This window comes from Methylobacterium sp. Leaf85 (genome assembly GCF_001422125.1).
GTDB lineage: Bacteria > Pseudomonadota > Alphaproteobacteria > Rhizobiales > Beijerinckiaceae > Methylobacterium > Methylobacterium bullatum.
In genome coordinates this window covers 349,336-374,539 of record NZ_LMME01000023.1, presented here as the reverse complement: position 1 = coordinate 374,539, position 25,204 = coordinate 349,336, and the positions used below count along the sequence as shown (strand labels likewise).

General features: G+C 67.3%; 24 protein-coding genes and 1 tRNA gene. 7 read left to right on the top strand and 18 right to left on the bottom strand.

Features of this window, described 5'->3' with window-relative positions; translation table 11 throughout:
* Positions 1-3 precede the first annotated feature (3 nt).
* The 10 genes from ASF08_RS13970 to ASF08_RS13925 form a co-directional block, all read right to left on the bottom strand.
* Positions 4-993, bottom strand: a complete 990-nt coding sequence (locus ASF08_RS13970; protein ID WP_056146263.1) for a vWA domain-containing protein — start codon at positions 991-993, stop codon at positions 4-6.
* Complete coding sequence (locus tag ASF08_RS13965) at positions 990-1,556, bottom strand: MxaK protein (RefSeq protein ID WP_200931862.1); 567 nt, start codon at positions 1,554-1,556, stop codon at positions 990-992. The genes ASF08_RS13970 and ASF08_RS13965 overlap by 4 nt, the downstream gene beginning before the upstream one ends.
* Positions 1,557-1,738: 182 nt before the next feature.
* Positions 1,739-2,779 (bottom strand): vWA domain-containing protein, encoded by a 1,041-nt coding sequence (locus tag ASF08_RS13960; RefSeq protein ID WP_056146258.1) that lies wholly within the window; start codon positions 2,777-2,779, stop codon positions 1,739-1,741.
* A gap of 34 nt (positions 2,780-2,813) precedes the next feature.
* Positions 2,814-3,734: a hypothetical protein gene (locus tag ASF08_RS13955; protein ID WP_056146255.1), complete on the bottom strand. Its 921-nt coding sequence runs from the start codon at positions 3,732-3,734 to the stop codon at positions 2,814-2,816.
* Between the two features lie 8 nt (positions 3,735-3,742).
* The gene (locus tag ASF08_RS13950) at positions 3,743-4,615 is read right to left on the bottom strand and encodes a DUF58 domain-containing protein (RefSeq protein WP_056146252.1); all 873 of its coding nucleotides are present in this window, start codon (positions 4,613-4,615) and stop codon (positions 3,743-3,745) included.
* Positions 4,612-5,643, bottom strand: coding sequence for an AAA family ATPase (locus ASF08_RS13945; protein WP_056146249.1), 1,032 nt, complete (start codon positions 5,641-5,643; stop codon positions 4,612-4,614). The genes ASF08_RS13950 and ASF08_RS13945 overlap by 4 nt, the downstream gene beginning before the upstream one ends.
* Positions 5,644-5,753: 110 nt before the next feature.
* Positions 5,754-6,044: a methanol dehydrogenase [cytochrome c] subunit gene (locus tag ASF08_RS13940; RefSeq protein WP_018044532.1), complete on the bottom strand. Its 291-nt coding sequence runs from the start codon at positions 6,042-6,044 to the stop codon at positions 5,754-5,756.
* A gap of 91 nt (positions 6,045-6,135) precedes the next feature.
* Positions 6,136-6,726, bottom strand: a complete 591-nt coding sequence (gene moxG, locus ASF08_RS13935; protein WP_018044533.1) for a cytochrome c(L), periplasmic — start codon at positions 6,724-6,726, stop codon at positions 6,136-6,138.
* A gap of 88 nt (positions 6,727-6,814) precedes the next feature.
* Complete coding sequence (gene moxJ / locus ASF08_RS13930) at positions 6,815-7,663, bottom strand: methanol oxidation system protein MoxJ (RefSeq protein WP_018044534.1); 849 nt, start codon at positions 7,661-7,663, stop codon at positions 6,815-6,817.
* 239 nt (positions 7,664-7,902) lie between these two features.
* The gene (locus tag ASF08_RS13925) at positions 7,903-9,783 is read right to left on the bottom strand and encodes a methanol/ethanol family PQQ-dependent dehydrogenase (protein ID WP_056146245.1); all 1,881 of its coding nucleotides are present in this window, start codon (positions 9,781-9,783) and stop codon (positions 7,903-7,905) included.
* 548 nt (positions 9,784-10,331) lie between these two features.
* Between ASF08_RS13925 and ASF08_RS13915 the strand changes: the two genes are divergently transcribed.
* Together ASF08_RS13915 and ASF08_RS13910 are read left to right on the top strand one after the other, a co-directional pair.
* A complete protein-coding gene (locus ASF08_RS13915; RefSeq protein ID WP_244474529.1) occupies positions 10,332-10,634 on the top strand; it encodes a hypothetical protein in 303 nt (100 codons plus the stop codon).
* Positions 10,635-10,711: 77 nt separating this feature from the next.
* On the top strand, positions 10,712-11,614 hold the full coding sequence (locus ASF08_RS13910; RefSeq protein WP_156629587.1) for a serine protease: 903 nt from the start codon (positions 10,712-10,714) through the stop codon (positions 11,612-11,614).
* Between the two features lie 208 nt (positions 11,615-11,822).
* Here ASF08_RS13910 and ASF08_RS13905 read toward each other — a convergent pair whose 3' ends face one another.
* A complete protein-coding gene (locus ASF08_RS13905) occupies positions 11,823-12,083 on the bottom strand; it encodes a DUF6894 family protein (RefSeq protein ID WP_018044538.1) in 261 nt (86 codons plus the stop codon).
* Positions 12,084-12,193: 110 nt separating this feature from the next.
* Complete coding sequence (locus ASF08_RS13900; RefSeq protein WP_056146241.1) at positions 12,194-13,630, bottom strand: amino acid permease; 1,437 nt, start codon at positions 13,628-13,630, stop codon at positions 12,194-12,196.
* Between the two features lie 209 nt (positions 13,631-13,839).
* Between ASF08_RS13900 and rocF the strand changes: the two genes are divergently transcribed.
* On the top strand, positions 13,840-14,769 hold the full coding sequence (gene rocF, locus ASF08_RS13895) for an arginase (RefSeq protein ID WP_056146238.1): 930 nt from the start codon (positions 13,840-13,842) through the stop codon (positions 14,767-14,769).
* Positions 14,770-14,973: 204 nt separating this feature from the next.
* Here the strand turns inward: rocF and ASF08_RS13890 are convergent, their stop codons facing one another.
* From ASF08_RS13890 to ASF08_RS13870, 5 genes are all read right to left on the bottom strand, one after another.
* Positions 14,974-15,246, bottom strand: a complete 273-nt coding sequence (locus ASF08_RS13890; protein ID WP_056146235.1) for a hypothetical protein — start codon at positions 15,244-15,246, stop codon at positions 14,974-14,976.
* A gap of 139 nt (positions 15,247-15,385) precedes the next feature.
* Positions 15,386-15,658: a hypothetical protein gene (locus ASF08_RS13885; RefSeq protein WP_056146232.1), complete on the bottom strand. Its 273-nt coding sequence runs from the start codon at positions 15,656-15,658 to the stop codon at positions 15,386-15,388.
* 1 nt (position 15,659) lies between these two features.
* The gene (locus ASF08_RS13880) at positions 15,660-16,193 is read right to left on the bottom strand and encodes an RNase A-like domain-containing protein (protein WP_244474528.1); all 534 of its coding nucleotides are present in this window, start codon (positions 16,191-16,193) and stop codon (positions 15,660-15,662) included.
* A 283-nt stretch (positions 16,194-16,476) separates the two neighbouring features.
* On the bottom strand, positions 16,477-17,889 hold the full coding sequence (gene glnA, locus ASF08_RS13875) for a type I glutamate--ammonia ligase (protein WP_056146229.1): 1,413 nt from the start codon (positions 17,887-17,889) through the stop codon (positions 16,477-16,479).
* A 253-nt stretch (positions 17,890-18,142) separates the two neighbouring features.
* The gene (locus tag ASF08_RS13870) at positions 18,143-18,481 is read right to left on the bottom strand and encodes a P-II family nitrogen regulator (RefSeq protein WP_003600526.1); all 339 of its coding nucleotides are present in this window, start codon (positions 18,479-18,481) and stop codon (positions 18,143-18,145) included.
* Positions 18,482-18,697: 216 nt separating this feature from the next.
* Between ASF08_RS13870 and ASF08_RS13865 the strand changes: the two genes are divergently transcribed.
* Positions 18,698-20,188, top strand: coding sequence for a bifunctional ADP-dependent NAD(P)H-hydrate dehydratase/NAD(P)H-hydrate epimerase (locus tag ASF08_RS13865; protein ID WP_056146224.1), 1,491 nt, complete (start codon positions 18,698-18,700; stop codon positions 20,186-20,188).
* Positions 20,189-20,345: 157 nt separating this feature from the next.
* Entirely contained in the window at positions 20,346-21,587 is a 1,242-nt protein-coding gene (locus ASF08_RS26035; protein WP_056146220.1) for a calcium-binding protein, read from the top strand.
* 138 nt (positions 21,588-21,725) lie between these two features.
* Here ASF08_RS26035 and ASF08_RS13855 read toward each other — a convergent pair whose 3' ends face one another.
* The gene (locus ASF08_RS13855) at positions 21,726-23,225 is read right to left on the bottom strand and encodes a multicopper oxidase family protein (RefSeq protein ID WP_056146217.1); all 1,500 of its coding nucleotides are present in this window, start codon (positions 23,223-23,225) and stop codon (positions 21,726-21,728) included.
* 196 nt (positions 23,226-23,421) lie between these two features.
* On the opposite strand from ASF08_RS13855, the gene ASF08_RS13850 reads away from it, so the two are divergent.
* Positions 23,422-23,506: transfer RNA gene (locus ASF08_RS13850), tRNA-Leu, on the top strand.
* A 174-nt stretch (positions 23,507-23,680) separates the two neighbouring features.
* Positions 23,681-25,117: a trigger factor gene (gene tig, locus ASF08_RS13845; protein ID WP_056146585.1), complete on the top strand. Its 1,437-nt coding sequence runs from the start codon at positions 23,681-23,683 to the stop codon at positions 25,115-25,117.
* Positions 25,118-25,204: the final 87 nt, after the last annotated feature.

The following is a 25,204-nucleotide window of genomic DNA, read 5'->3' as shown; positions in this document are numbered from 1 at the left end:
CGATCAGACCTTCTTTACCAGGACAAAACGGCCGACCCCGAACAGAGGGGCGGCGAAGACGGCGAGGATCAGCGCGAGAGCGATCCCGCCGAAGACGGGGCGCAGGTCGAGGCTGCCGGGGAGCGGGCGCGGGGTCGCCGCGCGGACCAGCGCGGGGCCGAGCCCGGCAGGGCCGTCGAGATGGGCGTAGGTCAGGCCCGTCGCCTGAGCGAGAGTCTTGAGGTAGGGCTCGCGCACCGAGGAGAGATGCTCGGTGCCGGAGGCCGCCGCGGCGCCGAAGGGGGCGTTGCGCGGGTTGTAGCCCTCGCGGCTCTCGGCATCGGCGGGGGGCGGTCCGAACCGGTTCTCCTGCTGGACGTCGCCCGAGCCGTAGAACCCGGTCTCGCGGCCGCGATCGTTGTAGCGCGGGATCGGCGACAGGGCGTAGGCCCCCGCTCCGACGATGAGGCCACGCACGGCGCCCGGCTTGCCGTCGAAGGCGGGGCCACCTGTGCTCGGCAGGGGCGGCGCTTCCTGGCCATCGGTGATGAAGACGAGGTCGGTGCCGAGACTGGCGGCCATCTCCACCGAGCGGAACAGCCCGGCGGAGATGCGGCTGTCGCCTTCCCAGGCCATGCGCCAATCCAGGGCGCTCAGCGCCCCGTCGAGGGGGGCGAAATCGGCGCAGACTTCGATGGGGGTGAACAGGAGGAACGGCCGGCGCTCGGTGAACAGGCCCAGTGCCACCCGCGACCCGCAGGGCAGCGAGGTGACGAGTTCGCGCAAGGCCGCCTTCGCCGTCTCCAGACGACTTGCCGGTTTGCCGTCCGCCCCGACGTAGTCGCGGACGTTCATGCTGCCGGTGATGTCGAGGACCGCGAGGATCTCGACGCCGTTGCGGGTCAGCGGCAGGGGGCGAGCGACGAAAGTCAGCGCTACGAGAGCCAGTGCGCCGGCCAGGAGCTGGAACCGCCGGTCGCGCAGGTTTCGCCGGACCAAGCCGGGCGCGCTCACGGCTCGCCCCGCGGCTGGCCGGGGATCTCGGTCCAGATCTTCTTCGGTTCGGCCTTCAGCTCGTCGCCGGTCTTGCGGTCGAATTCGGGGAAGTCGCGGAGCAGGCGCGAGGCCACGTCGAGGTTGAACTTGGCGTCCCACAGGTCCGGCCGGCCCTGGAGCGCGCGCCGATAATCCTGACGGGCCAAGGTGATGAGCGGTCCGGCCGGATCGAGGTTGCTCCGTTCCAGATGGTCGAAGGCCTGGCGCAGGCGGGCATTGCCGAGCGCATAACGGGCGCGCGCGGAAAGTTCGGTCTCGCCCCGGCGGTCGAGGGATTCGATCAGCGGCTCGATCTCCTCGGTCACGCCGCGACGGGCGAGATGCTGAACCCGCGCCAGCAGGAGCTGAGCCGGGGCGTCGAGGGAGACCGGGACGTCCCGGCCGGCGGCGAGCGCCGCGATCGCGGCGTTGTCGCGCGCCGCCCGCCAGGCCGCCGCGCCGAAGCCGAGGGCGATGACGAGCAGAAATATGGGAAGTACGACAAGGAGATGCGGGCGGGCGCGGCGCAGGGCGTCGCCCAGTCCGGCACCGGCTCCCCCTCTCCCCTCTGCGGGAGAGGGTGGCCCTCGCGTCAGCGAGGGTCGGGAGAGGGGAGCGCGCTGTCCGGAGAGGTCGCCCCCTCTCCCGGTCGCTCCGCGCCAACCCTCCCCCGCAGAGGGGGGAGGGTTGGCGCGCTGCGGCGAGATTGGTTGTACAAACGCCTTCATGCGGCGAGCCTCTGGGGCTGGGGAGCCGGCGCGGCGGGGGCGGAAACCTCCGGCCGGCGCAGGCTGAGATCCGCCTCGGCGAGCTTGGCCGCGACGAGCAGGATCAGGCCTAACAGGCTGATTCCATAGGCCCATCCCGCGAGGTCGCGGCGCGGCCGTTGCTCGATATAGGGGATCGGGTCGCGCTCCAGGCGCTCGATCTGGCCGATGGCATCGGCCACCGCCTCGGCGCCCTCGGCCTCGAAGGCGCGGTAGGGTGTCCCGAGGCTCTTGAAGAACAGGTCGAGATGACGTTCGGGCGCCGCCTGAGGGGTGTCCTCGCCCGACGGTCTGTCGGAGATGGAAGGAGAGCCCTTGGTGCGCAGGAACAGCCAGTAGAGGTTCGGGCGAAGTCGCGCGAATTCGGCGCGCAACGTCCCCTGGACGCGGGGATCGATCACCGCCGCGCCGTCGGAGACGATGAGCAGGGCGCGCGAGACATTGGCGGTACTGGCGCCGAACTGCGAGAGCGCCATGCCGAGGCCGCGCGCCACGTTGGTGTAGTCGAGGCCCGGCCGGTCGATGGCGGCGATGGCCGCGCGGACCGCCTCGTGCCGATCGGTCATGGGCACCACCAGCATGGGGGCCGTGGAGAAGGCCGAGACGGCGAACTGGTCATGGGCGCGGCTGCCGACGAACTCGCCGAGCAGCCGGCGCGAGGCCGCCGCCTTCGATTCCTCGGCACCGGAGGGCTGCAATCCGGCGAAGGTCTCGTTCATGCTGCCCGAGCGATCGACGAGGATCGAGACCTGGGCGCCGATGCCCGTGCGGGTGATGGTCTCGCCCTGGCGATAGGGACCGGACAGGGCGACGACGAGGCCGCCGATGGCGAGGATTCCGGCCGCGCGCAGGCCCCAGCCGATGAGGCGCGACAGGCCGTCGACGGGGCTTGCCGCGATGCTGGATAGCGGGGTGACCCGCTGGCTCGACGCGGCGAGCGGCAGCAGCGCCAAAGGCAGCAGCCACAAGACCCAGGGAAAATCCGCCATCAGACCCATGCTTCGACCGCCATCGGACGGGTTTTCGGCCCGTTCATGATTCCCGCTCGATGGCGGTGAGTTTCCGGGTCAGGGCCACGATGTCGGCCAAGGGAAGACGCCGCATGGCCCCGGCCGGACCGGGACCGAAGAAGCTGTGACGCGAGGCGTCGAGGAAGGCGGCGAGGCCGGCCCGTTCCCGCGCATAGGCGGGATGGCGGGCGAGGAAGGCCGGCAGGTCGTCGGCCAGGACCCGGCGCCCGTCGGTCTCGTCCAGCGCCCGGTGGAGAGCGAGAAGCGCCGTCTCGTAGACCGCCTCGTCGTCTCCCCGTCCGGCCAGGGAGCGCAGCCGTCGCAGGCAGCCGGCGAAGGCCCTTCCTCCGCGTTTGGCGAAGGGCCACCATGTCCGGTCCCAGGCGAGACCCGCGAAGGCCAGCAGGGCCATGGCCATGAAGCCGGCGCTTCCGACCACGAGGGGTTGCGTGTCGAGGGACGCCACCCGCCCGTCCGGACGCAGGTAGTTCCTCGGGTCTTCGCGGGCCGGCGGCTGGACCTCGCGCAGGGGCGAGATGTTGAACGACCAGGGCGGGACCTGGGCCTTGGCCGTGGTCGCGCCCTTGTCCGTATCGCTCACGAAGGTGACGGTGAAGCCAGGGATCTCGAGGGCGCGCGCATCGAGGGCGGCGTAGAAGTTCTGATAGGTGAGATCGAGGCGCACCCGGCTGCCGCCGCCCTCGGATGCCTGCGTGACCGCGACGGTGCGAAGGTCGAGCCAATAGGTGATCGCGCCGGGCTGGGGCAGCGAGGCGGCCTGCAGGGCAAAGCCCGGCTCGACCACGATATCGACCTGGGCGCGGACGAGATCGCCGAGGAAGTAGCCGAACGGGCGCGGCGTGCGCACCTCGACGGTCCGCACCTGGGACTGGGCGGTGAGCGACGAGCAGAGCAGGAACAGGAGCGGGGCGAGGCGGCGCATGGGATGCCTCAACTCGCCAGGAGGTGGCGGCTAATCGCGTCCGGGTCGAAACGGCCCGCGAGGCGGAAGGGCGGACGACCAAAGGTGGACGCGATCCGGCGCAGGGTCTCGGCCCGCTCGGCTTCGCGCGCGATCCAGCGGCGGCGCAGGCCGGGGCGCATGAAGACCACGCGGCGGCCCGCACCTTCGAGATCGTCGAGTTCCATCAGGCCCCATTCGGGCAGGCCGTCCTCCTCGGCGGAATCGGCCAGGACCACCGGCACGAGGTCGTGGCGCGACAGGCTCGCGAAAGTCTCGGCGATGAGTGCCTCCGGCCAGCGGAAGTCGGAGATCAGGAACACGATCTTGGGACGGCCGACGAGGCGGCGCGCCGCCTGCTCCATCCCGTCCGTGCGGTTCCCCGTACAGGCGGCGCCCGCCAGCCGGGAGGCGACGTCGCCGGCAATGCTGCGGCGACGGCTCGCGGGCAGGAACACGTCCTCCCGCAGGGTGGCATCGCAGCCGATGAGGCCGAAAGCGTCGCCGATGCGCGTGGCCGAGGCGGCGAGGCAGCCGCAGAAGGACGAGACGAGCCCCATCCTGTCCGCCTCGCCGGAGAAGCGCATGGAGGCGGAGAGGTCGACCAGCGCCCAGACTTCGAGCGCCGTGCGGCTCTCGAAGCGCCGGACATAGGTGCCTTCGAACGGATCGCGCAGGGTGGCGCGGACGTCGATGCGGCGGGCATCCGGCATGCGCAGGAACGGCACCTGGTCGCGGAAGGTGCCGAGGCCGCCGGCATCGCGACCGCGATGGGCGCCCGCCACCGTGCCGGGCACGCGGCCGCGCGGGCGGTAGACGATGTCCGGCGTCGGCTCCTGGGGCGTTCTCTCGGGCGCCGTCACGGGGCGGGCACGGTGTCGAACACGGCGCGGCAGAGTTCCGGCACGATGGTGCTGCGGCGCATCTCGTAGATCGGCTCGAGGAAGACGCGGTGGGCCATCACCTCGGGAAAGATCGCCCGGATATCCTCGGGCACGAGCCAGTCGCGGCCCTCCAGCCAGGCGCGGACGCGGGCGGCGCGGACGAGGAAGGCGACGCCGCGCGGGGAGGCCCCGCCCTGGATCAGGGCCGACATGTCGATGCCGGGCAGGCGGATGCCGGCCTCGGCCGGGCGGACCAGGGCCTCCCACAGGCCGACCACGTAGGCCTCGATGGCCGGGCTCGCCTGGATGCCGTGCTGGATCGCCGCGCCGATCCCGGCCATGGCCGCGTGATCGAGGACGCCGCCGTCGATGCCGGCGATGAGGGCGTCGGTGTCGTGGAAGCGCGGATCGAAGACGAGGGCGCGGCGCGCCTCGGCGTCGCGCGGGGCTTCGAGGCCGATCTCCATCAGGAAGCGGTCGCGGGCGGCGGCCGGAAGCTCGAAGGTCTCCTCGCGCTCGACGCGGTTGCGGTCGGCGAAGACCTGGAGATTGGGGAAACGGTATTCGCGGTTGAACGCGGTGAGACTCCGCTCGGCCATGAGGCGGAGCAGGAGCGAATGGACCTGCGGACGCGCGCGGTTGATCTCGTTGAAGAAGAAGATCGAGAGGTCTTCGGATTGCCGCAGAACCGGCCCCGGCTCCACGCGCGGGCGACCGTCATCGGCGAGGTAGGTGTGATAGATGAGGTCGGACGGCATCATGTCCACCGTGCCCTCGATGCGCTCGTAGGCGCCTCCGAGCGCCCGCGCCACGGCGCGCAGCAGGGTGGTCTTGCCGACGCCGACATCGCCTTCGAGCAGCACGTGGCCCCGGGCGAAGAGCGCGATGGTGAGGAGCCGGATCGCCCGGTCCTGGCCCACCACGGCGCCGCGGACCGCGCGCTCGAAACGGCCGGCCGCCTCGCGCCAATCGGTGAGCATCGCGTCGCCGGAGCGGATGTCGTTCATGGGGTTTGCCTTTGAGGACAGCGGCCGCGATCCCCGGACGGAGCGGTCCAGGCGCCTGAGGGGATCGCGGTCACCGTGATGGCCGCCCAAAGCGATGGGCGGCGACGACGTCAGTTGGAGGAAATCTTGGTGACGTCGTATTCGAACTTGCCGGTCTTCTTGGCGGCTTCGATGCGCTTCTTGTTGCGCTCTTCCATCAGCCTGATCGACTCCGACTGCTTGTTCAGCTCTTTCGGATCGTGCTTGGGGTCGTATTTCGTGCCGGCGATCTTCTCGGGGAAGCCGGGCTTGGGCTGCCAACAATCGCCGGCGGCCTTGCACTTGGTGCCGTCATAGGCGAGCGCGGGAACGGCGAGCAGCGCGCCCGCACCGATTGCGAGAGCCGTGATGAGTGTCCGCATGGTCGTCTCCTCTGGTTTTGATTGCTACGGCGTCCGCCGCTTCTCGCTCACCGCGCGAGGCATCCCCGCGCGACGTGACTTCCCAAGACCGCTACTCCAGCGGTGGGCACTGGCCCGGAGCGTCCTTGGGGAAGGTCTCGCCCTGCTTGTAGGGCGTGTATTTCTTCTTCTGCTCGTCGTTGAGCCAGACGGCGTCCTTGACCGGGCCGGTATAGAGGTGCCGGATCCAGGCGATCGTCTGCAGCATCTCGTCGGGCGTCAGGTTCTCGTTGTGCGGACCCATCATGCCGTTGGCGCCGCCGAAGATGGTGGCGAACAGGCCGGTATCTTCGGTGTTGGACGGATAGGTCCAGTAATTGTCGTTGAGGCCGGGGCCGAGCTTGCCTTCGGCGAGATGCCCGTGACAGCCGGAGCACGAAGTCGCGAACAGCGACTCGCCGTTACGCAGGCAGGACTTGTCGTCGATGTAGAGGTTCTTGCCGGTCTGGAAGAACTCCTTGACGGCGGGAGTGTCGCGGCCACCCTCCTTGCCCTCGGAGGTGTTGAGTTCCTCACCGGTGACGGTGTTGCGGAAGGTCATCCCCGTTGACGGGCCCGCATTCGGCTGGGCCAGGGCCGCCACGCCGATGGAGGTAAATCCGAGGGCGAGGAAGGCGGCGAGGACACGGTTCGTGTGACGCATCGATTTGCTCTGTTTATCCCCGGACTTGCGGCCGAGGTGGGCGTACCGGTGCTCAGCGCACCGGCGACGCGGGACAGGGTTCGGAGGATCAGTTGGAGACGGGGGTGACGGGCACGCCGTCCTGGCGCAGGATCGCCTCGATCTGCGGGCGGGCCTTGGCGATCGCGGCATCGAGGGCCGCCTTCAGGGCCTGGTCGTCGCGGCGGACGCCCATGGACTGGTCGAAGCTCTGCGGCACCTTCTGGCCGTCGCTGCGCACCGTATCGTCCGGCACCGGATTCATGCGCAGGGGCTGGCTCGAATCCTTGACGTAGCGGGCGACGTCCGGCGCGAAGGCCACGGCCACGTCGGCCTTGTTGGCGACGACTTCGCTGACCATGCGGGCCGGGTCGATCTGCGTGTAGGTGTTGCGGGCCGCGCGGAAGTTCACCAGCGAGTAGAGGTAGGCCATGTCCTCCTCGTAGCGGCCGATATCCTTGAGCATCGCCTCGCCGGGCGTGCCGAAACCGACGACCATGTGGTCGATGGTCTTCAGGCGCGGGTCGGTCCAGGACTTGATGTCGAGGTCCCGGTCGGCGCGGGTGATGAAGACGTAGCCGCTGCGGTAATACGGCTTCGTGGCGAGCACGCGGGGGTCGTCGCTGTCGAGGCCGACCACCACGTCGCACAGCTTCTTGTCGAGGCTGTCGCGCACGAGATAGATCGCGGCCTTGTCGGACCAGACGAACTGCGCCTTGCGCCCCATGGCCTCGGCGACGGCGGAGGCGATGCGGTTCTCGAGCCCGGAGCCGTCCTTCATCGAGAGCGGCGGCTGGTTGGCCGCGCAGACCCGGAGGACGCTGTCGTCGGGCGCGGATTTCGTGTCGGCCTGCGCGAACGCGGCACCGCCCAAGGCGAGGACAGCCGCGACGGACAGACATCCTTTGGCGAAGGACATGAGAGCGTTTCCGTTGTTTTTTATGGGTCGGATTCGTTGGGATCGAGGCGGCGTGAGCGGAGCGCCGCTCTCCTCCCCAGCGGATCTCGGGCCTGCCCGAGATCCGTCGAGATTGCGGGGAGGAGTTGGGGTGGGGGTGGCTCCGCCGGCCTCCGCGGCCTGCGGGTCACCCAACCACCCCCACTCCTGACCTCTCCCCACAAGGGGGAGAGGGACGCGCTCGTTTCCCGATGCAGCCGTTACTTGGCTGCCGTCTGGTACTCGCCGACGCTCGGATCGTCGTACGGACCCTTGCCGTTGAGCGAGAACACCATCACGCCGCCGCCCATCTGGGTGTAGTTGGCGAGCTTCTTGAAGGCGCCCACCGCGCCGAGACCGGCCGTCGGATCCTGAAGGTCGAACACGAGGCCGACACCCGGCCAGCCGCCGACGCCGTAGTAGATGGCGACGTACTGATCACCCTTGTGGCTGTAGGTGATCGGGTAGCCGATGGCGCCCGACGGCATCTTGAACTTCCAGAGAAGGTCTCCGTTGTCCGAGTTGCGCGCCTTGATGTAGCCGTCCAGCGTTCCGTAGAACACGAGACCGCCGGCGGTCGCCGTCGTCCCGCCCCACACGGCGAAGCGCTCCATCTTCTCCCATTTGAACTCGCCGGTGATGGCGTTGTAGCCCTTGATCTGGCCCAGACCTTCGTAGTTCTGGCGATCGCCCTTCGGGCCGGGATACATGTTCAGAGTGGCGCCGACGAAGAACTGACCGGCACGGTAGGGAAGCATGAAGGGCTCCCAATCCATGCAGATGTGGTTGATGCCCATGAAGAAGAGCTTGCGCTCGGGATCGTAGGAATCGTGGCCCTGGTTGTGGTAGCCCATTGCCGAGGGACAGATGTCCTTGGCGAGGTGGTCCATGCGGGTGCCGTATTCGGGATCGCGCACCGGCTGGCCGGTCTTCAGGTCGACCGACTTGAACACGTTGACGGTGTCGTCGATCTTGTTGGCCGAGACGAGCGAGCCGTCCGTCCGGTCGAGCGTGTAGACGATGCCGTTCCGGTCCGGATGGGTCAGGAGCTTGCGGTCCTTGCCGTCCTTGTCCTTCTGGTTCGACAGCATCATCACGTTCACGCCGGCGTAATCCCACTCGTCGTGCGGGGTCTTCTGATAGCCGAACTTGGCTTCACCCGTATCGGCGTCGCGGCCGAAGATGGTCATCGTCCACTTGTTGTCGCCGGGACGCATGGTCTCGTTCCACGGCGCCGGATTGCCGGTGCCGAAGTAGATCAGGTTGGTGCCCGGATCGTAGGCGTACCAGCCCCAGTTGGTGCCGCCGCCGATCTTCCAGGCATCGCCCTCCCAGGTGGAGGTGCCGAGGTTCTTCTGGCCGTAATGGGGGTTCTTGATGTTGAAGTCCGCACCCAGCAGCAGGTCCTTGTCCGGGCCGGTGGCGTAGGCGCGCCAGACCTGGGAGCCGGTCTTCACGTCGTAGGCGGTGAGGTAGCCGCGCACGCCGAGCTCGGCGCCCGAGGAGCCGATGATGACCTTGTCCTTCACCACGTAGGGGGCGATGGTCAGGGTGGAGCCGACCTTGATGTCGGAATTCTCGACCTTCCACACCGTCTCGCCGGTCTCGGCGTTGAGCGCCATGACGTTGCCGTCGAGCAGGGTCTTGAGGATCAGCGCCGGGGTCTTTCCGTCGCCGGGCCAGTAGGCCAGACCGCGGTTCACGAGATCGCAGCAGGCGACGGCGCGGGCGGCCGGGTTCTGCTTGGGCTTGTCCTGCCAGAGGATCTTGCCCGGATCGTCGAGGGCGAGGGCGAACGTGTTGTTCGGGAAGGAGGTGTGGATGTACATCTTGTTGTCGACGACGACGGGCGCGCCCTCGTGGCCGTTGAGCAGGCCGGTCGAGAACGTCCAGGAGACCTTGAGGTCCTTCACGTTCGTCGTGTTGATCTGCTTGAGCTTGCTGTAGTTGTCCGAGTCGTAGTTCTTGCCCGGCATCACCCAGTTTTCATCGCTGTTCGACAGATCGATGAGCTTGTCGTTGGCTGAGGCGATCCCTGACAGTCCGATCGGTGCCAGGGCCAAGACGGCCAGCACCGAGACTGAATTCAGTAACCTGTTCATTCTGCGTCTCCTGCCCTTCTGCCGCGTGCTCGACCCCAGGGGATCGGCCGCAGCCATTGCTTTCGCCGGTTCAGCAAACAGTCAGTCGATCGATGTTATGAACGTATTTATAAGAATAACCTGACGCTGGCCGCTCTTATAAAAGACTTATTACTGATCCATCGGCTAGCTATATAATCATTTGCTTTGCCTGATGTCTTTAGCCACTTCAACCTTTTTTTACAGGACGATTTGGCAACTTGAACCATACCTTTGTGCAGCTGTTCCGGGTCGATCCGGAAGGCATCCGTCGATGCGCCACATGCGGGCGGGGCCGGTCTTTCCCTGCGGGTCGAAGGGCTTAGCCGGCTCGGCGATGGCGATCCGCGCGATGGGGCGATCCGGCGTCCGGCAGGGCATCATGCCTGGGCGCAGAGGCCCGGCGGTCATAATGCGCAAGATTTTTGCACCGTTCCGCGTCAGGAAAAGCGTCCTGTGCCCTCGAACCCACGCTTTACTCAAGGTGGACCGGCGCTAAACTAAGCCCGGGTAGGAAACAAAAACGAGACATGTCGATGATCAGAAGAACAACTGCGCTCGTGATTTGCCTGATTGTCCTGCCATCCATTGCCAATGCGGCACGGTTGACCATGGATGACAAGGTGTCGCGCTGGCCCCGTGCCTCCACGGACGAGAAGATCGATTTCGCCACGCGCATGGGCAAGGCCTTCTCCAGCCTCAACGCCGAGCTCGACAAGAACTACTTCATCCGCTGCCTGGAAGAGACCGCGAACATCGGCAATCCGGGCGAGATCAAGCTGGAATCGGCGGTGAAGATGTGCGTGTCCGTGAAGAAGGACCCGCCGGAATAGGCGGCCTTGGCGCAGGCCCGTGTTCAAGGCGCGAGGCCACGGATTCCGAACCGCCCTCCTCCCCGGATCGAGCGGCGATGGCGCAGCATCAGCATCGGTTCACATCGCAGATGACCCATGTCGCAGCCGACAACTCGATCCGCCGGAGGCACCGTGCCCGGTTCCGCCTGACACCCGGAGCGGCCCTGGCCGGCCTCGCGCTCATGGTGGCGGGGGCGGCGTCGGCGGAGGAAGGGCGCATGGCCGCTCTCTATCCGCATGACGGGCGCCGCGACCTGACCGGCGCCGACATCACACGCTATCCCGGCGCGGGCGTCCTCTTCTGCCATCGCCGGCCGGACGGCATCCCCCAGAAGGCGGCGGCGGCCTGGCTCGTGGGGTCGCCGCGTCTCGTGGTGATGAACGCGCACAATTTCCGCAACCGCCGCATGGAGGTGACGCGGGAGGTGGAGGATTGCTTCTTCCAGATCGGCGGGCGGAATTACGGCTTCGTGCCGGCGAGCCTGCGCCTCGGTGCGGCGCCCGACGCCAAGGCCCTGCACATCACCGACGATTGGGCCCTGCTCGATCTCACCGAGGCGGTGGTCGGCGCGCCGCCGCAGCCGGTCCCCGACGCGCCGATTCTGGCCACGGGCATCGCGGAGATCCCGGTGGTGATGGTCTCACCCGGCGGGCACGAGAACTATCGCGGGCCGAGCAGCACCGAGACCTGCGCGATCCACCAGATCGATCCGCCGACGGAGGACGACATCCGCCGCGCCCGGCACAATTGCAACGACGGGTTCGGCGGCTCGGGCTCCGGCCTGTTCGATCTGTCGGGCCGTCTCGTGGCGATGCAGAGCGCCTCGCTCTCCATGAACTCGCGGCGCCCCTTCGATCTCGAGTTCCATTACGGCTCCGCCCTGCTGTTCGAAGGCGCCCTCCTGGCGGCGATCCGGCAGGCCGTGACGGCGGAGGGCGAGGCCGCGAAGACCCGGTGAGGCGCGGGGGCGTCTCACCGCCTGAGTCCGTCGTTTTTCCAGGGCTTTACCTCATCCTGAGGTGCCGCGAAGCGGCCTCGAAGGAGGCTTCCAGGGATCGCTGTGGCGTCTGGAGGGCTCCTTCGAGGCCCGCTGACGCGGGCACCTCAGGATGAGGTGGTCCGCTGGGATGATCGGCTCCGGCATGAGCATCCGATTAAACCGGCGCTCAGTGCACGGTCGGCGCCGGCTCCTCCGGCGCGAGGGTGACGACTTCGGAGAACGGGAATTCGAGAACCGTTTCCCCGGCTTCGTCGGTGACCACCAGGATGGCTCCCATCAGGCGGGCCTGGGCCTCCGATTCGGCCATCGTCGCCTGGATCGTGTCGCGGGCGACCTCCCAGGCATGGTCGGCATCCCGCAATTCGGTGCCGGTGGGATCGGCGATGACCTCCCGGCCGATATGGGTGTGAAAGAAAAATCGGGGCATCGGCGCGTTCGATCCGCTCGAGGAACAGCTGCCATCACCTGTAAGCTGCGGCGCGGCGGCGCAAGGCCTGACGGCCCAACCTATAGGGCGAAACGATCGTCCGCGCCTCCTCAGCCCCGAGCCAATCGCGAATGGCGCTGGGAATAGGCGGCATAGATCACCAGGGCGGCGCCGATCCAGAGCGCGAAGAGCAGGTAGGTGTCCCGTGGCAGTGCCGCGATGAGCGCGAGGCAGCAGGCGAGGCTCGCGAGGGGCACGAGGGGGTAGAACGGCACGCGAAATCCCCGCGGCAGGTCGGGCCGCGTCCGGCGCAGGATGACGACGCCGAGGGAGACCGCCGTGAAGGCCACGAGGGTGCCCATGCTGGTGAGGTTGGCGAGCACGTCGAGGGGGACGAGGGCCGCCAGCGCGGCGACGAAGAGCGCCACCACCAGCGTGTTGGCGTTCGGGCTCCGGGTCCGCCGGTCCACCCGCTGGAACAGCGCCGGCAGCAGCCCGTCCCGGCTCATGGCGAAGAGGATGCGGGTCTGGCCGTACATCGTCACCAGGGTCACGGAGAAGATGGAGGCCACCGCCCCGATCGACAGGACGAGGGCCGGCCAGGCCGTCCCGGTGACATTGCGCAGGATCACCGCCAGCCCGGCATCCTGCCCGGCAAAGTGCGTCCAGGGCTGGGCTCCGATCCCCGCGAGGGCGACGAGGAGGTAGATCGCGGTGACGATGACCAGGGAGAGGAGGATGCCCAGGGGCAGCGTGCGGGCCGGGTCGCGCACCTCCTCGCTCGCCGTGGAGATCGTATCCAGGCCGATATAGGAGAAGAAGATCGTCGAGGCGGCGGTGCCGATGCCGGCAAGCCCCAGCGGCGCGAAGGGCGTGAGGTTCGCAGGCCGGAACGCCGTGAGGGCGACGACGGCGAAGAACACGAGGACCGCGAGCTTCAGGACCACGAGAACCGCGTTGATCGCGGTGGATTCGGCGGCACCCCGCAGGAGCAGCAGGGTGCACAGGCCGATGAGGACGATGGCCGGCAGGTTGACGTAGCCGCCCCGGCCGGGGGGCTGACTGATGGCATCCGGCATGGTCCAGCCGATGAGCGCACCGAAGACCTCGTTGAGATACTGGCCCCATCCGACGGCGATGGCGGAGGCGGCGACCGCGTATTCGAGGAGGAGGCAGGCCCCGACGAGGAAGGCCGCGAGTTCGCCCAGCGTCGCATAGGCATAGGAATAGGACGAGCCCGAAAGCGGAAGTGCCGAGGCCAGTTCGGCGTAGCAGAGCGCCGTCAGGCCCGCCGTGACGGCGGCCAGCACGAACGAGACCAGGATGCCGGGGCCGGCCTCCGGCACCGCCGCGCTCAGGATCACGAAGATGCCGGTGCCCACCGTGGCGCCGACCCCGAGCATGACGAGGCGGAACAGGCCGATGGAGCGTTCGAGGGGCCGGGCTCCGGCGTCGGTATCCTGTGCCGTGGGCGAGACGGGTTTCCGCCGCAGCACCGCCCGGCGCCAGTCGCTTCGTCCCTCGTCCGATCCGATCACCGACCCCATCGCTACACGACCTCACAGCGACCGGGACGAGGGGTGCCGATCTTGTTTCTTTGCTAACGGCAGCAAGCGCCATGCCGCCTCCCACGACTCCGAGGGCGTGATCGAACGGATGCCGAGACTGGTCCCGATCCTGCCACGCGACCGTGACCCCTCCTCACACGGGTGTCGTGCGCGGCCCCTATGCTGTCGGCGGACCGGAGAATGAACCCATGGACGAGAAACGCTGCATCCTCATCGGCGTGCCGGTCCAGGAGGGGACGAGCCGGCTGGGCTGCGACATGGGCCCGAGCGCCTACCGGGCCGCCGGTTTGTGCGGCGCCCTCACCGCCCTCGGCCTGGTGGTGGAGGATCGCGGGAACATCGCCCCTCCCCCCGGCGAGGCCGTCGCCCATCCCAATCCGAGCGTGACCAACCTCTCCGACTTCGCGCGCTGGACGTCGGCGCTCAGCGAGGCCGCCTATCGGGCCGGGGGCGAGGGCCTGCCGATCTTCCTCGGCGGCGATCACAGCCTCTCGGCCGGTACGATCTCGGGCATGAGCCGGCGGGCGGCCGAGGAGGGAAGCGAGTTGCACGTGCTCTGGCTCGACGCGCATCCCGATCTCCACACCCTGGAGACGACGACGAGCGGCAATCTCCACGGCGTGCCCATGGCCTATGCTCTCGGCCTCGCGGGGTTCGGTCCCTACCTGCCGCCGCCCGTGGCGCCGGTGAAGCCGCACAACGTCTGCATGATCGGCCTGCGCAGCGTCGATCCGGCGGAGCGGCGGACGATCCGCGAGGCCGGGATCACCGTGCACGACATGCGCGCCATCGACGAGTTCGGCATCGGCATCCTGCTCAAAGCCTTCCTCGAACGGGTGGCCGCCGCCGGCGGATGGCTGCATGTGAGCCTCGACGTGGATTTTCTCGATCCCGGCATCGCGCCGGGCGTCGGCACCACGGTTCCGGGCGGGGCGACCTTCCGCGAGGCGCATCTCGCCATGGAAATGCTGCACGACAGCGGCCTCGTCCGCAGCCTCGACCTCGTGGAGCTCAACCCCTTCCTCGACGAGCGCGGCCGCACCGCGATCCTGATGACGGATCTCGCCGCCAGCCTGATGGGACGCAGCGTCCTCGACCGGCCGACGCGGAGTTTTTGACCGACGGGGTTCACACCACTCCTCGGACAGGCGGAGCGCGTCCCTCTCCCCCTTGTGGGCTACTCGCTCTATCCAACCGGGGTTCGACATGAGGCGCGACGGGCTTCCTCTCCTTCCAGGAGAGGGGACCCGAGGTGCCCGCCAGATGGGTGAATATCGGCGGCCGATTTGGATCGGCGTCGCGCAGGGCGAACGAAACGGCGTTCAGAGCCGGTCGCGGGCGCCGGTCAGGAATGCGCGCAGGTCCTGCGCGGTGGGGAAGTAGATGTCGGCGTCCGTCTCCTTCCACAGCTGCTTCAGCGTCTCGTCGGACGCCTCGCAGAGGGCGCGGTCGATGAACTGCCGCAACCGGACGCGCTCCTCGCCGCGGAAGAGGTTGAGAACGAAATCGTACATCTCGTCGAGCGTCGGCGCGCCGCCACCGATGTCCAGCATGAACCAACGGCCGAAGGCCAGGAATTCCGGGGACGCCTGCATGTCAATCTCCGTCGTTGCGCCGGTGTGTCGGTGACATCGCTGCTCCCTGAGATCCTCCATCGCCCGTTTTGGCAATTGCACGACCGGGCGGGCTAGCGCCTCCGGTCTCGATCACGTCCGCGAAGCGCGAACAATGCGCTCAGAGCCGGTCGCGGGCGCCGGTCAGGAATGCGCGCAGATCCTGCGCGGTGGGGAAGTAGATGTCGGCTTCCGTCTTGTTCCAAAGTTGCTCCAACGTCGCGTCGGACGCCTCGCGGAGGGCACGGTCGATGAATTGCCGCAGCCGGACGCGCTCCTCGCCTTGAAAACGTCTGAGACCGAAGTCGTACATCTCCTCAAGCGTCGGCGCGATGCGATCGATGTCCTGTATGTACCAGCGTGCAAAGGTCAGAAATTCCGGGGAGGCCTGCATGTCAATCTCCGTCGTTTCGCGGATAAGCAGTATGGATGCGATATCCGCGGGGACTGCCCGGATCGTGAACGATATACATTCCGACACCGTAGGTCGTGCGCAGATACGGCTCGAGCTGCCCCGCCGTATAGGCTTCCCGCCCGGTTCTGTATCCGAAGCGGGATTTTATGAATGCATCGTCCCTTTTACCGGTCGCGACGTCGTCAACCTCCGAAGCATTCTGTTCCAAGGTGCGATTGACGAGATCGTTCGCAGTCTCAATGGATTCGAAAGAACCATCTCGCCGCAAGCCGTAGGTTACAACGGGGAATGTTCGTTTGCTGGCCTGGACGCGAGCTAGCAGTTGTGCATCTGTTTTACCGACATGCTCGCGAAGCGTATGGCCGCCGCGCACCTCTTCTTCGGAGATCTCGACCGTGTACCGACGGTTGAGGTCATCCGAGACGTAGACGATCCGCGCATCGTCACCGGAATCATATCCGTCGCCCGCACCGCCGTCCGTCCATTGGCCGCCGTCCGGATGTCCGGCCGGCACGCGGGGTTGATCGGCGTGCTACGCACGGAGCGACAGACGCAACCGCTGAAACGCGACCTGAACACGGCACGACCTGATCAGCCATCTCGCCCGCAGAAGGGCCGTTGCGCTCGACGACATCGGATTCACCCCCTAGATCAAGCTATTATACCTATAAGGGAATAATAGCTTGATCTTGATCACGAAACAGGGGCGCTGAGACGCGAAACGCCGGAGCCCCTGTCGAGGCCCCGGCGTCGCGCATTGTCCGAAAGGCCGGGCGAGTCGCCCGGCCGGCCTGCTTTCAGAGCGAGTAGTACATCGTGAATTCGACCGGATGCGGGGTCATCTCGTAGCGCATCACTTCCGTCATCTTCAGTTCGATGAAGGAGTCGATCTGGTCGTCCGAGAACACGCCGCCGGCCTTGAGGAAGGCGCGGTCGCGGTCGAGGTTGGTGAGCGCCTCACGCAGGCTGCCGCAGACGGTGGGGATCTTCTTCAGCTCGCGCGGGGGCAGGTCGTAGAGATCCTTGTCCATGGCCGGGCCCGGATCGATCTTGTTGATGATGCCGTCCAGGCCGGCCATCAGCAGGGCCGAGAAGGCGAGGTAGGGGTTCGCCATCGGGTCGGGGAAGCGGACCTCGACGCGCTTGGCCTTCGGGTTCGTCGTCCACGGAATACGACAGGAGGCCGAGCGGTTGCGGGCCGAGTAGGCCAGCAGCACGGGGGCCTCGTAGCCGGGCACCAGGCGCTTGTAGGAGTTGGTGGACGGGTTGGTGAAGGCGTTCAGCGCCTTGGCGTGCTTGATGATGCCGCCGATGTACCAGAGGCATTCCTGGCTGAGATCGGCATACTTGTCGCCGGCGAAGATCGGCTTGCCGTCCTTCCAGATCGACTGGTGCACGTGCATGCCCGAGCCGTTGTCGCCGAAGACGGGCTTGGGCATGAAGGTCGCGGTCTTGCCGTAGCTCTGGGCCACGTTGTGGATCGCGTATTTGTAGATCTGCATATGGTCGGCGAGCAGGGTCAGCGTGTCGAACTTCATGCCGAGCTCGTGCTGGGCGCTCGCCACCTCGTGGTGGTGCTTCTCGACCTTGACGCCCATGGACTGCATGGCGGCCAGCATCTCGCCGCGCATGTCCTGCGCCGAATCCTGCGGCGGCACCGGGAAATAGCCGCCCTTGGTGGCGACGCGGTGGCCGAGGTTGCCGCCCTCGTAATCGGTGAAGCCGTTGGTGGGCAGTTCCACCGAATCGAGCTGGAAGCCGGTATGGTACGGGTCGGAGCCGAACTTCACGTCGTCGAACACGAAGAACTCGGCCTCGGGGCCGACATAGATCGTGTCGCCGATGCCGGTGGACTTGAGGAACGCCTCGGCGAGCTTGGCGGTGCTGCGCGGATCGCGCGAATACGGCAGGCCGGACGAGGGCTCGAGCACGTCGCAGACGATCGACATGGTGGAGGCCGAGAAGAACGGGTCCATGCAGGCCGTCGCCGGGTCGGGCATCAGCAGCATGTCGGATTCGTTGATCGCCTTCCAGCCGGCGATCGACGAACCGTCGAACATCGTGCCTTCGGCAAAGATTTCCTCATCGACGAGGGACACGTCGAACGTGACGTGCTGCCACTTGCCCCGGGGATCGGTGAAGCGGAAATCGACGTACTTGACGTCGTTGTCCTTGATTTCCTTGAGGACCTGATCGGCGGTCTTTGCCATCCCTGTGTCTCCTTCGAGGCTCGGCCTGTTTCGGCCGTGGTTTTGCCGCACCACGCGGTGGCGTGCCGCGGATTGGGAAGGGGCGTGCGCGAAGGGACTTAGCTTCTGGTGCGGCGCGAGGCTAGAGCCGTGCGCCACCGTATCGTGACAGGTCGACGCCTTCGCACCCCGTCATGCCGTCGGATCCTTGCCGTCAGATCCTTGCCGTCCGACCATCGCCGCCGGCCGGCCGATGCCGTGCCGGGAGGACGCGTCAGATGGCGTCGGTGCCGGTCTCGCCGGTGCGGATGCGGATGGCTTCCTCGATGGTCGAGACGAAGATCTTGCCGTCGCCGATGCGTCCGGTCTGGGCCGACTTGCGGATGGCTTCCACGGCACCCTCCACCAGGGCGTCGGAGAGGACGATCTCGAGCTTCACCTTGGGCAGGAAGTCGACCACGTATTCGGCGCCGCGATAGAGCTCGGTATGGCCCTTCTGCCGGCCGAACCCCTTGGCTTCGATCACGGTGATGCCCTGAAGGCCGACCTCTTGCAGGGCCTCCTTCACCTCGTCCAGCTTGAATGGCTTGATGATCGCTTCGATCTTCTTCATGCCGAACGGGCCTGACCTGAATGCTGCTCCGGGTCCTTTTCCTACCATCGCGGCTCGGCCTTCGCCACGCCGTTTTCCCGGAGACGGGTGTTAAATTGCCTATTCGGTAGGCATTGAATGCAAATCGTTTCAGCCACGACCGCTTTGCGCCTGAAATAGCGGCGCGGCATGAGCGGTGCGCAGGCATGGTCACACGAGACAAGGCGAAAGTTCGCAATGCCGTCACACCGTCTCATCACCGTCGACGCGATGCGCAGGATGGATGCCGCCGCCATAGCGGCGGGCGTTCCGGGAATCGAGCTGATGCGCCGGGCGGGCGCCGCCGTGGCCGCCAGGGCCGCCGCGATGGTGGCCGCGCCCTCCCGCATCCTCGTCCTCTGCGGACCCGGCAACAACGGTGGGGACGGTCTCGTCGCCGCCCGTCTCCTCGAACGGAACGGCTACGCGGTCGACCTCGTCTGCACCGTGCCGGTGGACAGCCTGACGGGTGATGCCGCCCTGGCGGCGGCGGAATGGCAGGGGGTGGTGCTCACCGAGGCCGATCCGGCGGGCGCCGCCCTCGTCATCGACGCCCTGTTCGGGGCGGGCCTGTCCCGCGACCTCGACGGCGCGGCGAAGACCCTGGTCGAGCGGGTCGCCGCCACAGACGTCCCGGTCCTCGCCGTCGACATTCCGAGCGGGATCGACGGCGATACGGGCGCTTTACGCGGGGTGGCGCTGAGGGCGCGCGAGACGGTGACCTTCGTCGCGCTCAAGCCCGGCCACCTGCTGCAGCCGGGCCGCGACCATTGCGGCCATCTCCATGTGGCCGATATCGGCATCGGCGATCCCGCCCTCGAACAGGGGCTGGCCGGCACGCCGAGGGTCTGGCGCAACGGACCCGATCTCTGGGGGCACGACTTCCCGAGGCTCGACGCCGTCAGCCACAAATACACCAGGGGGCATGTGCTGGCCCTGTCCGGTCCCGCCTTCAAGACGGGGGCGATCCGCCTCGCCGCGCGGGCGGCGTTGCGGGTCGGGGCCGGCCTCGTCACCATCGCCTCCCCCACCGCCGCGATGCCCGAGAACGCCGCGCATCTCACCGCGATCATGCTGACCCCGTGCGAGACCGCCGACGACCTCGACGATCTCCTCGTGGACGAGCGCCTCAACGTCATCCTCGCCGGCCCCGGCATGGGGAGCGGCGAGGCGACCCGCGAGCGTGTCGCCGTGGCGGCCGGAATCGGGCGAAGCCTCGTCCTCGATGCCGACGCGCTCACGAGCTTCAAGGGCCATGTCGACCAATTGGCGAGCCTCATCGCGGATGGCGGGGGCCAAGCGGTGCTGACCCCGCATGCCGGGGAGTTCGGCCGCCTCTTTGCGGTCACGGACGCCGTCGATCCGAAGGCGAGCAAGCTCGAACGGGCGCAGAGGGCGGCCTCCCTCGCTGGGGCGGTGGTGGTGCTGAAGGGCGCCGATACCATCGTCGCCGCGCCCGACGGACGCGCCGCCATCAACGACCACGCCACGCCCTATCTCGGCACCGCCGGCTCCGGCGACGTCCTCGCCGGCCTCGTCGCCGGCCTGCTGGCGCAGGGCATGCCGCCCTTCGAGGCCGCCTGCGCGGCGGTCTGGCTCCACGGCGATGCCGGGCTGCGGCACGGGCCGGGCCTCATCGCCGAGGATCTGCCGGAGATGATGCCGAAGGTGCTCGCCGGCCTGCTGTGACGGCGGAGCGACTTGGCAAGGGGGGCGATCCCGCTCGTCCGGATCGACGACCCCCTTTGTCCCTCTGCGGACGGACCGCTCGGGGGCGAAAGGGCTTTATCAATGAATCTAAAATAAATAGGGCGGGGGCGCAGCTCTTACCCTTTGGAAATGCCGCATGTCGACCTTTTATTTTACGTATAATGGCGATTATAATCCTCTAGATAAAGTAGATATACTGCAGGATGGGTCTTCCGCGACGGATGGACCAAGCGGCGTTCATGCTTTTGGACCCGAAGATGGATTCAACTTCATCTTCAATAATACTTCTAACCTTGTTAGCGGTGGAAATTTATTTATCGATGCTAACAGAATGAGTGGAGATAGCGTTGGATACGTGATGGGCGGGACCGAATACTCTGTCTCGGCCGATATGTCCGACAACACGGCGTCGGTCTATCTTGAGGGCGGTAGTTTCGGCGACATCCTGCGGTCAGGCTCCGGTGCCGATACCCTGAAGGGCGGAAGTGGAAACGACGTGCTGGAAGGCGGCGCGGGCGCCGATACGATCCGAGGCGACCTGGGTATCGATACGGCGAGCTACGAGCATGCCACCGGCAGGGTCTACGCCAGCCTGGAAGCGCAGATGGGTTATGAAGGCGATGCCAGCCAGGACACACTCATCGACATCGAAAACCTGACCGGGAGTACCTTCGACGATTCGCTGGTCGGAGACGACAACGACAACACCCTTCGCGGCAATGGCGGCGAGGACGACATCGCCGGTCGGGGTGGTGACGACCGGATCGTCCTGTCTTCGACGCCCCTCTCCATCAGCGGTGGCGACGACAAGGACGTGCTCATCGTAACGGGCGGCGGCACCGTCAGTCTCATCGAGAGAACGTTCTCCGGCATCGAGACCGTGTATGTCCGCAACGACACCCATCTCGATATGACCAACGTGCTGGCCGGGAGCAAAATCGTCTCGCAATCGACGTCGGATCACGACGTGAGGATCGTCGGCACGTCGGGCAACGACACGATCAAGGGCGGCAAGGGTGGTGACACGATCGACGGCGGCCTAGGCAACGACACGATCAGGGCCGGCACGGGTGGTGACACGATCGACGGTGGTATCGGCAGCGATAAGCTCTTCGCGGGCACGGGTGCCGACAGCTTCCGGTTCCAGGCCGGCTTCGGCCGCGACAACCTCTACGGCCTGGACCTGAACGCCGATCACATCGTGGTCGACATCGCCGGTGTCGATGCCACCGATATCCTGCTTCGCCCCATGAGCGGCGGTCGCCATACGCTGGTGACGTTCGAGGGCGTGGAGGCCGGCAACAAGATCATCCTGCACGACATGAACGTCGACGATGTCCGTGACGTTCAGAGCGAGCTGTTCCTGTTCGGCGCCTGAGGGGCTGTGGATTGGAAGTCTCGGCGCGCAGCCGCTCATCCCAGCAGACCACCTCCGGATGAGGTGACGTCTTGGGGAAACCACTCGGACAGGCTCCGAGCAGGTCGGCGGAGGCCGTAAAAGGCGGCCCTTCGTCCCTCAGGTCACCTCGAAGCTCGTCCACAGCCCGGTGTCGAACCGCTCCAGCACCGTGGAGCCGATGACCCAGCGGCCCGGATTGTCCGCCTTGAAGGCGATCCGGGCCGTGCGTCCCTCGAGCAGCTGGAACGTGTCGAGCCAATAGGGCTCCCAGCCGTCGTCCAGGGGGTGAAGCAGCCGGAAGGCGTGGCCGTGAAGGTGCAGGGCCTGCGGGAAGGCGGTGTCGTTCCGGATGGCGAGCACCACCACCTGGCCGCGCTTCACCGTGAAGGAGGGAGCCACGCCGGAGGCGCCCGTGATGCCGTTGATGGCCCAGACCCGGTTCGGGTCACCCGAATAGGCCGGTTCGGCGCCGGGCTTGTCCTTGTCGAGCTTGGCCCCGCCGGTGATCGCCATGTCGCGGCGGACGGCGTTCTGGAGCTTGACCTCGGCGGGCAGGAGCTTGTTCTCGCCGACAGGCGCGATCGGCGGGCGCTTCTCCGTCGCCGGCTGGCCCTTGGCGGTCAGCGTCGCCAGGACGAGGCCGTTGCCGACCAGGGCGTTGACGGTGACGCTGGCGCCGGCCTCCGCCGGCATGTCGAGCATCAGGTCGTAGCGGGTGCCGGGGGGAAAGGGCAGCGTGGCGCGCAGGGGCTCGAATGTGTCGGTGGGCTGGCCGTCCACCGCCACCACGTAGACCTTGGCGCCCTCGAACCGGATGCGGGTTCCGCGCGCGTTGCAGACATTGCCCAGCCGCAGGCGGATCCGCGATCCCGGACGGACCTCGATCGCCTCCGGCACCGGCTTGCCGTTGATGGTGACGAGGTTGCCCAGGCGCCCGGAGGCCGCGGCGAAGGCGGCCTGCCCGAACGGCATCAGCGCACCGTTCTCCTCCAGCCGCCAATCCTGCATCAGCAGCGCGAGGTCCTGGTCGAGGGAGGGCGGCGCGGTCTCCTCGACGATCAATGCACCGGCGAGGCCCCGCCCCGAGGGTTCGCTCGAACCGCCCACGACGAGGGGCCGGATCAGGAACGTGCCCGCATCCGGCGGGACGAAGGAGTAGGTGAAGTCCGCCCCCGGAGCGATGGGCGGCTGGGTCACGCCGCCGACGCCGTCCATGGCGTTCTGGTTGCGGACCCCGTGCCAGTGGAGGGAGAGCGGCTTGTCCGTCTTGTTCTCGACGCGCAGGCGGACGGTCTCGCCGAGCTTCGCCCGGATGACGGGGAGGCTCGCCTTGCCGTCGAAGGTCCAGACCGGCGTCTCGGCGGCGGGCTCGGGCTTCAGGCGGTTCGCCCCCGGCCCGGCGACGAGCGCGCGCGGCTCTGCTAACGGTTCCATCGGCTTTGCCGGTGCGGGCGCCGGCTTGGGTGCGGCTTTCCCCGGCCCCGTCTGCGCCTCCGCGACCGTGATGAAAGCCGGTCCGGCAAGGCCGAGGGCCGCCGCCCGGCCGATCAGGGACCGGCGGGACAGGCCGCCGGTCTCCGAGGGGGAACGGCCATTCTTCGGGTCGGAACTCGGCATGTCACCTCGGACGGAAGTCGATGGACGGGCGGGCGCAGCCGCCCCGCCGGCATGCTTGTAGACGGCGCTCCCGCGCGGCGCCAACCGCCGCCGCGCGCCCGATGGACCACGTCTTATTTTTTTGCTGCGGACTTGCGCGCGCATGCTATAGGACCGCGCTCTGGCGGCTGAAAAGGCGCGCCGGGCGTTGGCGCTTGCGGGCGTGGCGGAACTGGTAGACGCGCTGGATTTAGGTTCCAGTGTCGCAAGACGTGGGGGTTCGAGCCCCTCCGCCCGCACCAGCCTCCGCCGTCGGGAACGGATTGGCTCACAGCGATGGCCGGCCCGCTCTGCCGCTCGGAGTCGGCCTCCGGTCGGGCGCGCTTCGTCAAACGCCGCCTGTGGTGTCACGCCCTGACGGCGGTGCCACGCGAGAATTTTTGACCGATCACACGGACGACAGCGGGAAGACGACGATGCAGGTGACCGAGACACTCTCCCAGGGTCTGAAGCGCGAGTTCCAGGTGCTTCTGGCCGCCAAGGAGCTCGAAGAGCGCCTGACGACCGAGCTGTCCACCCTCAAGGACAAGGCCCAGATCAAGGGCTTCCGCCCCGGCAAGGTGCCGGTAGCCCATCTGCGCAAGCTCTACGGCCGCTCGGTGATGGCCGACGTGCTGCAGAACGCGGTCAACGAGGCCAACCAGAAGATCGTCACCGACAACAACCTGAAGCTCGCCCTCGAGCCGAAGATCGAATTCCCCGGCGAGGCCTCGATCGTCGACCGGGCGCTCGAAGCCAAGGACGACGTCTCCTTCAACGTCGCCCTCGAAGTGCTGCCGAGCTTCGAGCTCGCCGACCTGTCCGACGTCACCCTGACGAAGCAGGTGGCCAAGCCCAGCGACGAGGAAGTCGACGAGGCCATCACCCGCATGGCCTCCTCCAACCGCGCCTTCACCCCGAAGGACGAGGGCGCCGAGGCCGCCACCGGCGACCGCGTCACCATCGATTTCGTCGGCAAGATCGACGGCGTCGAGTTCGACGGCGGCAAGGGCGAGGGTGTCGATCTGGAGCTTGGCTCGGGCTCGTTCATCCCCGGCTTCGAGGACCAGCTGGTCGGCGCCAAGGTCGGCCAGTCCCTGGTCGTGAAGTCGACCTTCCCCGAGGCCTACGGTGCCGAGCACCTGGCCGGCAAGGACGCCGAGTTCGACGTGACCGTCACGGCGATCCAGGCTCCGGGCGAGACAAAGATCGACGACGAGCTCGCCAAGGGCTTCGGCATGGAATCGCTGGAGAAGCTGAAGGAGGCCGTCGCCGGCGCCCTCGGCGGCGATTTCGAAGCCCAGTCGCGCCGCAAGCTCAAGAAGGAGCTTCTCGACGCCCTGGACGGCAAATACGCCTTCGAGCTGCCCCCGAGCCTCGTCCACCAGGAATTCGCCGCCGTTTGGGCACAGGTCGAGCAGGATCTGAAGACCCGCGGCAAGACCTTCGAGGACGAGGGAACCACCGAGGAAAAGGCCACCGCCGAGTACCGCAAGATCGCCGAGCGGCGCGTCCGTCTCGGCTTGGTGCTTGCGCAGGTGGGCGAGACCGCCGATATCAAGGTCAGCGACGACGAGGTGAACCAGGCCCTGATCGCCCGTGTCCGGCAGTATCCCGGGCAGGAGCAGCAGGTCTGGGACTTCTACCGGAAGAACGCACAGGCCCTGGCCGAGCTTCGCGCACCCCTGTTCGAGGAGAAGGTCGTCGACCATGTCCTCGCCCAGGTGAAGCTGGTCGAAGAGCCCGTCTCGAAGGATGCTTTGTTCGCCGACGAGGATGCCGATGCGGCCAGCGCCGAATCGACCGAGTCGAAGGCGGACGAATCCCAGGCTCCTTCGGGCGACGATCTGCCGGCCGTCGCCAAGGTCGATTGAGCTCGAGGCTCCCAAAAGGGCGGCGGGCTTGGATGTAAAGGCGGCGTTCACCGCCGCCGTAGTTCGCTGACACGTCCGGCCCGCGCC

Bases quoted from the DNA above. Each gene is read 5' to 3' on its own strand.
- ASF08_RS13960 (WP_056146258.1), bottom strand. From the start codon at position 2,779: ATGGGTCTGATGGCGGATTTTCCCTGGGTCTTGTGGCTGCTGCCTTTG.
- ASF08_RS13955 (WP_056146255.1), bottom strand. From the start codon at position 3,734: ATGCGCCGCCTCGCCCCGCTCCTGTTCCTGCTCTGCTCGTCGCTCACC.
- ASF08_RS13945 (WP_056146249.1), bottom strand. From the start codon at position 5,643: ATGAACGACATCCGCTCCGGCGACGCGATGCTCACCGATTGGCGCGAG.
- ASF08_RS13940 (WP_018044532.1), bottom strand. From the start codon at position 6,044: ATGCGGACACTCATCACGGCTCTCGCAATCGGTGCGGGCGCGCTGCTC.
- moxG (WP_018044533.1), bottom strand. From the start codon at position 6,726: ATGCGTCACACGAACCGTGTCCTCGCCGCCTTCCTCGCCCTCGGATTT.
- moxJ (WP_018044534.1), bottom strand. From the start codon at position 7,663: ATGTCCTTCGCCAAAGGATGTCTGTCCGTCGCGGCTGTCCTCGCCTTG.
- ASF08_RS13925 (WP_056146245.1), bottom strand. From the start codon at position 9,783: ATGAACAGGTTACTGAATTCAGTCTCGGTGCTGGCCGTCTTGGCCCTG.
- ASF08_RS13915 (WP_244474529.1), top strand. From the start codon at position 10,332: ATGTCGATGATCAGAAGAACAACTGCGCTCGTGATTTGCCTGATTGTC.
- ASF08_RS13910 (WP_156629587.1), top strand. From the start codon at position 10,712: ATGGCGCAGCATCAGCATCGGTTCACATCGCAGATGACCCATGTCGCA.
- ASF08_RS13905 (WP_018044538.1), bottom strand. From the start codon at position 12,083: ATGCCCCGATTTTTCTTTCACACCCATATCGGCCGGGAGGTCATCGCC.
- ASF08_RS13900 (WP_056146241.1), bottom strand. From the start codon at position 13,630: ATGGGGTCGGTGATCGGATCGGACGAGGGACGAAGCGACTGGCGCCGG.
- rocF (WP_056146238.1), top strand. From the start codon at position 13,840: ATGGACGAGAAACGCTGCATCCTCATCGGCGTGCCGGTCCAGGAGGGG.
- ASF08_RS13890 (WP_056146235.1), bottom strand. From the start codon at position 15,246: ATGCAGGCGTCCCCGGAATTCCTGGCCTTCGGCCGTTGGTTCATGCTG.
- ASF08_RS13885 (WP_056146232.1), bottom strand. From the start codon at position 15,658: ATGCAGGCCTCCCCGGAATTTCTGACCTTTGCACGCTGGTACATACAG.
- glnA (WP_056146229.1), bottom strand. From the start codon at position 17,889: ATGGCAAAGACCGCCGATCAGGTCCTCAAGGAAATCAAGGACAACGAC.
- ASF08_RS13870 (WP_003600526.1), bottom strand. From the start codon at position 18,481: ATGAAGAAGATCGAAGCGATCATCAAGCCATTCAAGCTGGACGAGGTG.
- ASF08_RS13865 (WP_056146224.1), top strand. From the start codon at position 18,698: ATGCCGTCACACCGTCTCATCACCGTCGACGCGATGCGCAGGATGGAT.
- ASF08_RS26035 (WP_056146220.1), top strand. From the start codon at position 20,346: ATGTCGACCTTTTATTTTACGTATAATGGCGATTATAATCCTCTAGAT.
- ASF08_RS13855 (WP_056146217.1), bottom strand. From the start codon at position 23,225: ATGCCGAGTTCCGACCCGAAGAATGGCCGTTCCCCCTCGGAGACCGGC.
- tig (WP_056146585.1), top strand. From the start codon at position 23,681: ATGCAGGTGACCGAGACACTCTCCCAGGGTCTGAAGCGCGAGTTCCAG.